Here is an 11,013-nt window from a genome sequence, read left to right as displayed (position 1 = left end):
CGAATGGATCGGCCTTCTTGCTGCCGTGAACCCGCGATTGGCCACTCCGGAGTCGGTTTCAGCGGCGACTTTCGCCGAAGATGCGGCCGGGTGTGACGCCCGTGTGACCGGGCGAAAATGGTCAAAAACGCCAGATTGTTTCTTGTTTTTGCCTTCGCTTACATGACCGGGGCCGGAAAATCACTCTCGCCCGTGCACCCGGCAGGCGAAACCACGGTTTTTTCCACAGTTTTTTCCACAGCTGTGGAAAAGTGGCCTCGGACTGCCTGTCTGGCGGAACCGGACGGCGAGTGTAGCAGAGGGGTGTGGCAGCAGGAAGCGGCACGATTTGTGAGCGAAGAGGCCTCGAAAGTAGGTCAACAGTGGCGGCGCCTGGCGCCTCGAAAGCAGCCCTGGGCGTTGACACGCCTAACGGCCTGAACTACCATCGGCAGTTCGCGGTCGAGGTGTAGCCGCAGACATTCGAGCGCCCGGCAGCCCCGGTCACGCTCCCGGATTCCAGCAGCCATGAAGCGTACTTTCCAGCCCAACAACCGTCGCCGCGCGAAGACCCACGGCTTCCTCGTGCGGATGAGCACGAAGAACGGCCGCCTTGTCCTGAAGCGCCGTCGCGCCAAGGGCCGCAAGCGGCTCAGCGTCTCTTCAGAGGGCTAGGGTCGTTGCCGCCATGCGGCACACGCTGCGCCCACACGAGCGGGTCCGCCGGCGGCCGGAGTTCCTTCAGGCCTACGAGCAGGGTCGCAAGCACCATGCGCGCTTCATGACCATGTTCGCGCGCGAGTGCTCGTTGCCAGCTGCGCGCCTCGGCGTCTCGGCGACGCGCAAATTCGGACCCGCGGTCGTCCGCAATCGAGCCAAGCGCCGCGCTCGCGAACTCTTCAGGCATCACAAGCCCATGCCCGGCGTCGACCTCGTCATCATTCCGCGCCGCGGCTTCGATACGGTCGCCTTCCAGGAACTCGTCACCGACTTCCTCTCGGCGCTGCGACGCCTGCGTGTGCGGGTCGTCGCCAACGAGGGCATGGCAACGTGAGCATCAGTCCCGGGGCGCGAGTCGCGATGGCGCTGGTGCGCGCCTACCAGTTGACCCTGTCACCGTTGTTTACCGGCAGTTGCCGGTATGAGCCGTCCTGCTCCCGGTATGCCATGACGGCATTCGAGCAGCACGGCCTCCGCAAGGGCGCGTGGCTCGCCATCCGGCGACTCGCTCGCTGTCACCCACTCGGCGGTTCCGGGCTCGACCCCGTGCCGCCACCGCCGTTTCGATGACCGCACCCAGTTCCCCCGGTACGCCCTCCATGGAAAAGCGTGTTCTGCAGGCCGTCCTGCTTTCGCTGGCGGTCCTGCTCGTGTATCAGAGTTTCTTCGCGCCGCGCCGCCAACCGCAGCAACAGGCGGCGACGCCGGCAACACCGGCAGGACCCGCTGCCACCCAGCCCCCGGGCCCTGCTGCGGCGCCTGTCGCGGCGACCACGACGGGCAGCACCACTGCGCTGCCCGCCAGCGTGGCGGCGGCCGGCGGCGCCCGCATCGTTGTCGAGTCCGACGAGGTTCGCGCCGAGTTCTCCACTCGCGGTGCCGTCCTCCTGAGCTGGACGCTGAAGCGGTATCCCGGTGCGCACGGACACGCGCTCGATCTGCTGCCTGTCGCGACGGACGTCAACGCATTGCCCGCGTTCTCGCTGACCACCAGTGACGAGACGGTGTCCAACACGCTTGCCGGCGCCAACTTCACGCCCAGCGCCCAGACGCTCGATTTGCGCGGCACCGGCGGCAGGACGCTCCGATTCGACTATGAGGACCCGTCCGGCCTGCATGCGACCAAGGTGTTCACGTTCGAACGCGACAAGCAGGCGTTCCTCGTCGGCTTCTCGGCCCAGGTGCTTCGCAACGGTCAGCCACAGAATTTCACGATCCACTCCGGCCCGGGTATCGGTGACATCGAACGCGCCCAGCCGTCTGGCGGCATGATGTTCGGCAGTTACTATCAGGCGCCCGACGCCATCACGTACGCCGAGAAGATCCAGCGTGTCGCCGCCGCCAAGCTGGCCGAGCAGCGCGTCTTCGACGGGTCGTTGCGCTACGCGGGTGTGGACGACCACTACTTCCTCGGCGCGGCACTTCTCGACCGGCAGTCGCACGTCGAGTACTCGACGCACGCCATGCAGTCGGCCGCTGGCCCGCGCACACTCGTGGCATACGCCCTGAGCTTTCCGCAGGCGCCGACCGAGGTGAAGTTCTATCTCGGCCCGAAGGACTTCGACCAGCTGCAACGCTCGGATCAGCAACTCGTGCGCACGATCAACTTCGGCTGGTTTGCCTGGCTGGTGGTGCCGCTGCTGCGTGCCCTCAAGTGGGTCAACGGGTTCGTCGGCAATTACGGATGGTCGATCATCGTCCTGACCATCCTGATCAACATCGCGATCTTCCCGCTGCGCCACAAGAGCGTGGTGTCGATGCGGAAGATGCAGAACATCCAGCCGCGCGTGAAGGCCATCCAGGAGCGCTACGCCAACCTCAAGGCCACCGACCCGGCCAAGCAGAAGATGAACACCGAGTTGATGGAGCTCTACAAGACCGCTGGCGTCAACCCGGCCAGCGGTTGCGTACCGATGCTGCTGACGATGCCGGTGCTCTTTGCCTTCTACGCCCTGCTCAGCGTCGCGATCGAATTGCGCGGCGCGCCGTTCATGCTGTGGATCCAGGACCTCTCCCAGCACGACCCGCTCTACATCACGCCCGTCATCATGGGCGCGACGATGCTGTGGCAGCAGTGGATTACGCCGGCCGCGGGCATGGACCCGGCGCAGCAACGGGTGATGATGATCATGCCGCTGATGTTCACCTTTTTCTTCCTGTGGGCGCCCAGCGGCCTGGTGATCTACTGGCTCTTCAGCAACCTGCTCACTATCGGTCAGCAGTATCTTACCAACCGCATTGTCGGTGCGCCGGGCAAGCCGGCGAAGGCCTGACCCGGACCAGCAGCCATGACCACGCAAGCGAGCCTTCACGAGCAAATCGCCGACTTCGTCCGCAATGTCGTTACCGCGATGGGGGTGACCGTGACGGTGACCTCCGAGGTGAACGCGGACGGCATCCGGGTCGACGTCAGTGGCGAGGAAGGTGAACTCCTCGTGCGGCGCAAGGGGGAGGCACTCGATGCGCTGCAGCACCTGGTGAACAGCATCTGGCGCGATCAGAGCGGTCGCGATGGTCGCATCGTCGTCGACTGCCTCGACTTCCGGAAGGGCAAGGACGCGGAACTGCGCCAGATGGCCAGGTTCATGATCGAAAGGGCCAAGACGACGAGGATGCCGCAGGAGATGGGGCCGCTCAATTCGTACTCGCGGCGCCTGGTGCACCTCGAGGTCTCGCTGGATCCGGCCGTCGCGTCCGAGAGCCAGGGCGACGGCCTCGTGAAGACGGTCATCATCTCGCCGCGCTGACGCGCGGGGACGGACCGGTCCCGTGCGAGAGACCCTGATCGTGGCGCCCGCGACGCCTCCGGGGCGTGGCGCGCTGGCGCTCATCCGGTTGAGCGGCCCGGGGGCGATCGAACTGGTCGCAGCACTCGCGGGACGCCATGTGTTTCGTCCAAGGGTGGCGACGCACGTGCAGTTGCGACTGCCCGACGGTCTCAGCGATTCAGCGGTGATCACGACGTTTGCTGCGCCGCACTCCTTCACCGGAGAGGACGCCGCCGAGATCAGCACGCATGGCAGTCCGGTCATCGTGGACGCGGTGCTCCAGGCCTGCGTGGCACGGGGCGCGCGCGTGGCGCGCCCGGGCGAGTTCACGCTGCGTGCCTACCTGAACGGCAAACTCGACCTGATCCAGGCAGAAGCCGTGGCCGACCTGATCGACGCGACGACTGCCGCGCAGGTGCGCGTCGCCTCCTCACACCTCGAAGGCGCGTTGAGCCGCGCCATTGCGGCGATGGGCGACGAGATCGCGCAACTGCGGGCACTGCTCGAAGCGTCCCTGGATTTTCCGGACGAGGGGTTTCATTTCATCGAACCGGAGGCACTGGTCGGCAGGCTGGAGGGCCTCTCGACGACGTGCGAGCGGTTGATGGGATCGGCCGCGTCGGGTCAGCGCCTGCGGGATGGTGCACTGGTCGTGATCGCCGGGGTGCCGAATGCAGGGAAGTCGAGCCTGTTCAATGCCCTCCTCAAGCGCGACCGGGCCATCGTCACACCGGTGCCTGGGACGACCCGGGATCTGTTGGCGGAGGGCGCGACGTTTGGCGGTGTCCCGGTGACACTGGTGGACACGGCCGGCATCCGTGAGGCAACCGACGCGGTGGAGCGTGAGGGCGTATCGCGGGCAGAGGAGAGTGTGGCGTCGGCAGACGTCGTCGTGTTGGTGCTCGACCTCGGTGACGATGGCGATGATGCGTCGTCGGCGCGGCGGTTGTGGGACACGCTTGGCGGGCGATCCCGCATCTGTGTAATCAGCAAGGGCGATACGCGAACCTCAGCCGCGCTTCCAGTGCCATCGTGGTGCGGCCCGGACGCACTGGTCGTCAGCGCGAAGGACGGCGCCGGTATCGCGGCCCTCGAATCACGACTGGCGGCGATCCTCGGCCAGGCGACGTGGGACGGTGTCACTCTTACGAGGGCCAGGCATCGATCGCTGGCGGCGGAGTGTGGAATGGCGCTGTCGCAGGCGGTCTCGACGGCGCGCGCCGGCGGGTCGGAGGAGTACATCCTCGCCGACCTGAAGGAGGCCTTGACCGCCCTCCAGGATCTGCGCGGCGTCGAAAGTGCAGACGATGTCCTGGCGTCGATATTCTCGACGTTCTGCCTCGGGAAGTAGCTCTTGCAGGCGGTGGAGTCCCTGCATCCAGGTGGACGACCGTCCGTGCCAATCAAGTAAGCGATGACTGACTCATTGGATCGCGCAGACGTGGTCGTGATTGGCGCCGGTCACGCGGGCATCGAGGCCGCGTGGGCCGCGTCGCGGCTTGGCGCGACGGTCGTGGTCTGCACCTTAGCGCCCTCAACAGTAGGGCAAATGCCCTGTAATCCAGCGATCGGCGGAACTGCCAAGGGTCACCTGGTGCGTGAAATCGATGCGCTCGGTGGTTTGATGGGCCAGGCCATCGACGCGACCGGCATCCAGTTCAGGCTCCTGAACCGCAGCCGTGGCCCCGCCGTCTGGTCGCCGCGTGCGCAAGCGGACAAGCGGCTGTACGCCGAAGCCCTCCTCGAGCGCCTCGAGTGGGCTCCCGGCGTCACGATGTTGTATGGGCAGGTCTCCGAGCTCATCGTGCAGCGTGAGGCCGTCCGTGGCGTTCGCCTGGAGGGCGGCCACTGCCTCGAAGCCGCACAGGTCGTGGTGACGACGGGGACGTTCCTGGACGGGTTGATCCATGTCGGTCGCGAGCAGCGCCGGGCGGGCCGATACGACGAACCCGCAGCGGTCGCACTTGCCGCGTCCATCAGATCGCTGGGCTTGGCAGGGGGACGGCTGAAGACGGGCACGCCGCCACGCGTTCACAGGCGATCGATCGACTTCTCGGCGCTGACGGCACAGGCCGGCGACGAGGAACCTGTCCCGTTCTCCTTCCAGACCGCGGAACTGCCGCAGCCGCAAGTGTGCTGTCACACGACGCGGACGAACGAGCGCGTCCATCGGCTGGTTCGTGCGTCGGTCGCGGACTCACCTCTATATAACGGTCAGATCACAGGGATAGGCCCGCGGTATTGCCCTTCGCTCGAGGACAAGGTCATGCGCTTCCCCGACAAGGAGGCGCATCAGGTCTTCCTCGAGCCCGAAGGCCTGGACGTGGACGAGATCTACATCAACGGCTTCTCGATGAGCCTGCCTGCCGAGGTGCAGCACGCGGTGGTTCGCGCGCTGCCAGGTCTTGGGGACGCCGAACTGATCCGGCCCGGTTACGCCGTCGAGTACGACTTCATCCAGCCAACGAGCCTTCACCACACGCTGGAAGTGAAAACGATTGGAGGGCTGTACTTCGCCGGCCAGATCAACGGCACCTCCGGATACGAAGAGGCCGCCGCCCAAGGGTGGGTGGCTGGCGTCAACGCCGGCCTGAGGGCGACCAACCGGCCGCCAATCGTCCTCGGACGGCACGAAAGCTATGTCGGCATCCTCGTCGACGACCTCGTCACGCGTGGGTGCCTCGAGCCTTACCGGATGTTCACGTCGCGGGCCGAGCACCGGCTGCGGCTGCGCATCGACAACGCCGATTTGCGCCTCACGCCGATTGGGCGTTCCCTTGGCACCGTGTCCGACGAGCGCTGGGCGCGGTTCGAAACCAGGCGGCAGCGGTACACGACGAACACGACCCGCCTGCAGTCCACCCTGGTCAGGATTGGCTCCGGCGACCGCGTCGCCGCGGCTGAGGCGCTGCGCAACCCGTCCATTCGACTGTCCGACCTGGTCAGGACGGAATCCGCGCTCGGACTGGACCTCGACCCGCTGACCCCCACACTCGACATCGCCAGCCTGGACGCTGATTGCCGGTACGTCGGCTACGTCCGGCGACAGGAGCAGGAAGTCCTGCGGGCAGAACGCTATGCATCGCAGCGCGTGCCCGTTCACTTCTCGTTCACCGATCTCCCCGGGTTGTCGCGGGAGTTGCAGCAGCGCCTGACGGAAGTCCGGCCGACGACGGTGGCCATGGCCGGATCGGTGTCGGGCATGACTCCAGCAGCACTCGCCCTGGTCTCGGCGGCTATTTCGCGGCGGACCCTGTCGGCCACGGTCGCTGCGGACGACATCTCTTCTGGAGGCTCGCCGGACTGATCGGCAGACCTCTTCCAGCGGAGGAGGTCGCATGACGGTTGTCGGCGTACGCGCTGCGCACATGCACGACGCACGAAAGCGGGTCGAACGTCGGCTGGCAAAGGTCGGGGGGCGGTTGCCAGACTCGCAGGTCGAGCAACTGGTCGACTACCTGCTCTTGCTTGACCGATGGAATCGGCGCATGAACCTCACGGCGCTGGACGACCCGGATGCAGCTGTTGATCGCCTGATTGTCGAACCCATCCTTGCGGCGGCCGCGATCGCGGACGACGCACGCATCCTCGTCGATATCGGATCTGGTGGCGGGTCACCGGCCATACCCCTGAAGATTGCGAGGCCCGAACTGGCCCTGACGATGATCGAGGTCAAGACGCGGAAGTCCGTGTTTCTGCGGGAGGTCGTACGTCATCTGGCACTGGCCATGTGCACGGTAGAGACCGCACGGTTCGAGCAGGTCCTGTCCAGACCCTCCCTGTTTTCTGCCGTGGATGTCGTTTCTATCCGGGCCGTCAGGGCGGAAACAGAGCAATTGCGTCTATTTGGCGCCGCATTGCGGCCAGGCGGTCAACAGTTGTGGTTCTTGAGTGGTGCGCAACCTGCGCCAGTGGTGCCCCTGCCGCTGCGGGTCGAACGCGATTTTCCTCTCGTGGAGTCGCTTCGAAGCCGCCTGCTGGTGATCCGAAAAGCCGCCTGAGCTTGGATGTTGGGACGCGGTGTTCCACGTGGAACACCAACCTGAGAGTGACGAACGTCGAACGCTGAACGCCGAACTACTGGACGGCTTTGGGGCTCGTCTCTGAGGCTGGAGGCTTGAGGCTTGAGCCCTAAGCCCTAAGCCCTATTGGGCACATGTTCCACGTGGAACATCGTAGTGGCACACAGAGTTCCTCACCAGTACGCACTCGGCGCAAGCTGACGGGATCCTGTTGTGCTGGAACGTCGCCAAACGGCCCCAACTCCGCGAAGCTCTTCAGTGCTCCACGTGGAACACCACAGAGCACATCAGTCGTTGTGCCTAGCTGTCTCAGCTCTACAGGTGGTCTCTAATGTGGGTTCACCCAAGCGAACCAACCAGTCGAGGCGACGTCGGGCCATGCGATGGTATCCTGCCGGTTCGCCCCGGGTTCGTCCGTTGCCGCTGTTGGGCGACGACGTCACGGCGACCCCTCCTTGGTCGCTCGCCATCCCGCCAGGCAGCCATCAGGTCATGAGCAAGATCATCGCGGTGTCCAACCAGAAGGGTGGGGTCGGCAAGACCACCACCACGATCAACCTCGCCGCGTCGCTTGCGATGGCCGATCAGCGCGTCCTCGTCGTCGACATGGATCCGCAGGGGAATCTCACCAGCGGCCTGGGCCAGAAGGCGGGGACCGAGCACACGGTGTACGAGGCACTGCTCGGGCACGGCGAGTTGCCGATTCTCCAGACGCCAGTGGACCTGCTTCATCTCGTTCCCGCCGACCGTCATCTGGCCGGAGCGGAAGTGGAATTGGTGCCCCTCGAGGAACGTGAGCGCCGCCTGCGCAAACTCCTGGCAACCGTGCGGGACCGCTACGACTTCATCCTCATCGATACGCCCCCATCGCTCGGGTTGCTGACTCTCAATGCGCTGGTGGCGGCCGACACGGTCCTGATCCCGTTGCACTGCGAGTATTTTGCGCTCGAGGGACTGGCGGACCTGATGGCGACGTTGTCCAGGATCGGCAACAGTCTCAACCCTGGTCTCGACGTGGAGGGAGTCGTGTTGACCATGTACGGGGATCGCACGAATCTCGGCGCCCAAGTCGCCAGGGAGATCCGGCAGTTCTTCGAAGAGAAGGTCTTCAACACGGTCATCCCCCGAAATGTTCGCCTGGCGGAAGCGCCGAGCCACGGGTTACCCGTCCTGCTGTACGACCCCCGGTCGCGTGGCGCCGAGGCCTACGTCGCCCTTTCCCATGAACTCCTGTCCCGCAATGGCGCGGCGCCTCGTCGCGCCGCGTCCGCGAAGGCCTGATCCGCCGTGGCACCGAAACCTGAACGTCGTCCTGCACTCGGGCGAGGGCTCAGCGCCCTCATCCCCGAAAAACCGGCCGTGCCGGTCGCGCCTCCGGTAGCTGTCGTTGAGGCCAGGCAACCACAACGGGAGGTAGACCTCGATCTGATCGACCCCAACCCGTTGCAGCCTCGGACTCGGTTCGACGACGTGAAGTTGCAGGAATTGGCCGAGTCGATCAGCAGCGCAGGCTTGGTGCAGCCGATCGTCGTGCGCCGCAAGGGCGAGCGCTTCGAGATCGTCGCCGGCGAGCGCCGGTGGCGGGCAGCACAGATCGCGGGCCTGCTGAAGCTGCCGGTTCACGTCTCCGACGTCAGCGACGAGAAACTGCTCCAGACCGCGCTGATCGAGAACATCCAGCGCGAGGACCTGAATCCCATCGAGGAAGCGCAGGCCTACAAGCGCATGGGCGACGAATCCGGCCTCACGCAGGAGCAGATTGCTGTCGCGGTGGGCAAGGATCGCGCCTCGATCGCCAATTACCTGCGGTTGCTCCGTCTGCCCGAGCAGGTGCGCGCCCGCGTCGCTTCCGGAGAGCTCTCGATGGGGCACGCGCGTGCGCTGCTGGCCGTGGAAGACACCGCGACCCTGCTCAAGGCGGTGGACCGCGTGGTCGCGAGCGGGATGTCGGTCCGCGCCACCGAAGCGCTCGCCCGGAAGCTGTCCGCGCCTCCGCCGATTGACGTGGCAAAGCCCGACGTTGCCGAGAAGGACGTCCACACGCGCCAGGCCGAGGAGCGACTGCGTGTCGTGCTCGGCACCCGCGTGCACATCCAGCGCAAGGGCAAGGGCGGCCGCGTCGAGATCGAATTCGTCAACGAAGACGAACTCATTCGCCTGTACGAGTACTTGGTCGAAAGGTAAGTAAAGACTAACAATACTGCCGAACGCCGAACGCCGAACGCCGAACGCCGAACGCCGCACGCCGAACGCCGAACGCGCCGAAGCCGAGACGCGAAGGTGGGCGGAATGCTGTATGTCGAAGGCCGAAGGCCCAATGCCGAAGGCCGTCAATGGAACCATGAAGAGACTGACCGACTACGCCGCCTGCGCCGGTTGAGCGAGCAAGCTCGCCGCTGGCGAGCTCGCTCAGGTGCTGAGCGATCTGCCCGTGCCCTCGGATCCCCGTGTCCTGGTCGACTACCGGAACGCGGACGATGCCGGTGTGTTCGTTGTCGGCGACATGGCGCTGGTGCAGACTGTCGACTTCTTCACGCCCATCGTCGACGACCCATTCGCGTATGGCAGGATTGCCGCGGCCAATGCCGTGAGTGACGTCTACGCGATGGGCGGACGTCCGATCACGGCGCTTGCGATCGCCGCGTTTCCAGCCAAGGATTTCGCCGTGGAGATCGTGAAGGCGATCTTCGCCGGTGGCTTGTCGGTCCTCCAGGAGTGCGGCGTGGCGCTGCTGGGCGGACACACCGTCCAGGATCTCGAAGTGAAGTTCGGCTACGCGGTGACCGGGCTTGTCGCGCCGGCCGCGGTGTGGACCAATGCCGGCGCCCGCGCCGGTGACGTCCTCATCGTCACCAAGGCCCTGGGCACCGGCGTGATCGCGACGGCGGCGAAGTTCGGGCGGACCGATGCCGACGTGCTGGCCGGCGCCATGACCTCGATGCAGGGCACGAATCGAGTGGCCGCGGAGGTCCTGCGCGGACTGCCTGGCGTCGTGCACGGTTGCACCGACGTGACCGGCTTCGGATTGGTGGGCCATGCCTCTGAGATGGCGACCGCGAGTGGGGTGGCCTTCGAGATCGACGCCGCGGCGCTCCCCGTGCTGCCTGGTGCGCGGGACCTCGCCCTCGGCAACCGAACCGGCGGACTGGTGAACAACCGGGCGCATTTCGGCGCCGTGGTGGACGCGGGCACGGTGCCGCCCGACCTCCTCGCGCTGGCTTTCGACCCCCAGACCTCCGGCGGCCTGCTCGCCTCGGTTGACGCCGCGTCGGCCGAGACCATCCTGGCGGCACTCGGCGACGCCGGCGTGACCGCGGCACGCGTGGGTCGCGTGGTCCCGGCCACGCTGCCAACGCGCGTCTTCCTTCGCTGACCGGTCGGCGTCGATTCGGTTCCCGGTCAACGCGCTGGCCATCCCTAGATCCTAAAAAACCGGCGTTCACTTGGGTGGCTCATGGCTCAAGGCCCAAGGCTCAGAGAGCACTGAGAGCCCTGAGTCCTGAGCCCTGAGCCGATTCGCCCAC

Annotated in this window: 10 protein-coding genes and 1 pseudogene; all 11 read left to right on the top strand. The window is 65.9% G+C overall.

The features are described from left to right. Window positions 1-507: 507 nt before the first annotated feature. Window positions 508-654 carry a 50S ribosomal protein L34 gene (rpmH, locus tag LuPra_RS31430; RefSeq protein WP_110174441.1) on the top strand — a complete coding sequence of 49 codons (147 nt, stop codon included), beginning with the start codon at window positions 508-510 and terminating at the stop codon, window positions 652-654. Between the two features lie 13 nt (window positions 655-667). Then, the gene (gene rnpA / locus LuPra_RS31425; RefSeq protein WP_110174440.1) at window positions 668-1,033 is read left to right on the top strand and encodes a ribonuclease P protein component; all 366 of its coding nucleotides are present in this window, start codon (window positions 668-670) and stop codon (window positions 1,031-1,033) included. After that, entirely contained in the window at window positions 1,030-1,269 is a 240-nt protein-coding gene (gene yidD, locus LuPra_RS31420; RefSeq protein ID WP_237050756.1) for a membrane protein insertion efficiency factor YidD, read from the top strand. Before rnpA ends, yidD begins: the two co-directional genes overlap by 4 nt. Before the next feature lie 29 nt (window positions 1,270-1,298). Beyond that, window positions 1,299-2,972, top strand: coding sequence for a membrane protein insertase YidC (gene yidC / locus LuPra_RS31415; protein ID WP_162472878.1), 1,674 nt, complete (start codon window positions 1,299-1,301; stop codon window positions 2,970-2,972). 15 nt (window positions 2,973-2,987) lie between these two features. After that, entirely contained in the window at window positions 2,988-3,446 is a 459-nt protein-coding gene (locus LuPra_RS31410; RefSeq protein WP_110174438.1) for a Jag family protein, read from the top strand. A 22-nt stretch (window positions 3,447-3,468) separates the two neighbouring features. Continuing rightward, window positions 3,469-4,818 (top strand): tRNA uridine-5-carboxymethylaminomethyl(34) synthesis GTPase MnmE, encoded by a 1,350-nt coding sequence (gene mnmE / locus LuPra_RS31405; protein WP_110174437.1) that lies wholly within the window; start codon window positions 3,469-3,471, stop codon window positions 4,816-4,818. Between the two features lie 63 nt (window positions 4,819-4,881). Beyond that, window positions 4,882-6,774, top strand: a complete 1,893-nt coding sequence (gene mnmG, locus LuPra_RS31400; protein ID WP_110174436.1) for a tRNA uridine-5-carboxymethylaminomethyl(34) synthesis enzyme MnmG — start codon at window positions 4,882-4,884, stop codon at window positions 6,772-6,774. Between the two features lie 31 nt (window positions 6,775-6,805). Then, window positions 6,806-7,468 carry a 16S rRNA (guanine(527)-N(7))-methyltransferase RsmG gene (locus tag LuPra_RS31395; RefSeq protein ID WP_110174435.1) on the top strand — a complete coding sequence of 221 codons (663 nt, stop codon included), beginning with the start codon at window positions 6,806-6,808 and terminating at the stop codon, window positions 7,466-7,468. A 513-nt stretch (window positions 7,469-7,981) separates the two neighbouring features. Further along, complete coding sequence (locus LuPra_RS31390; protein ID WP_110174954.1) at window positions 7,982-8,770, top strand: ParA family protein; 789 nt, start codon at window positions 7,982-7,984, stop codon at window positions 8,768-8,770. A gap of 6 nt (window positions 8,771-8,776) precedes the next feature. Further along, a complete protein-coding gene (locus LuPra_RS31385) occupies window positions 8,777-9,673 on the top strand; it encodes a ParB/RepB/Spo0J family partition protein (protein ID WP_110174434.1) in 897 nt (298 codons plus the stop codon). Between the two features lie 202 nt (window positions 9,674-9,875). Next, window positions 9,876-10,862 (top strand): annotated as a pseudogene (gene selD, locus LuPra_RS31380) (selenide, water dikinase SelD); the annotation flags it as partial. Between the last annotated feature and the right edge of the window lie 151 nt (window positions 10,863-11,013).

Source organism: Luteitalea pratensis, from assembly GCF_001618865.1.
Taxonomy (GTDB): Bacteria; Acidobacteriota; Vicinamibacteria; order Vicinamibacterales; family Vicinamibacteraceae; genus Luteitalea; species Luteitalea pratensis.
Note: the sequence above shows the minus strand (reverse complement) of the source record. Positions and strands in the feature narration are given on the sequence as shown.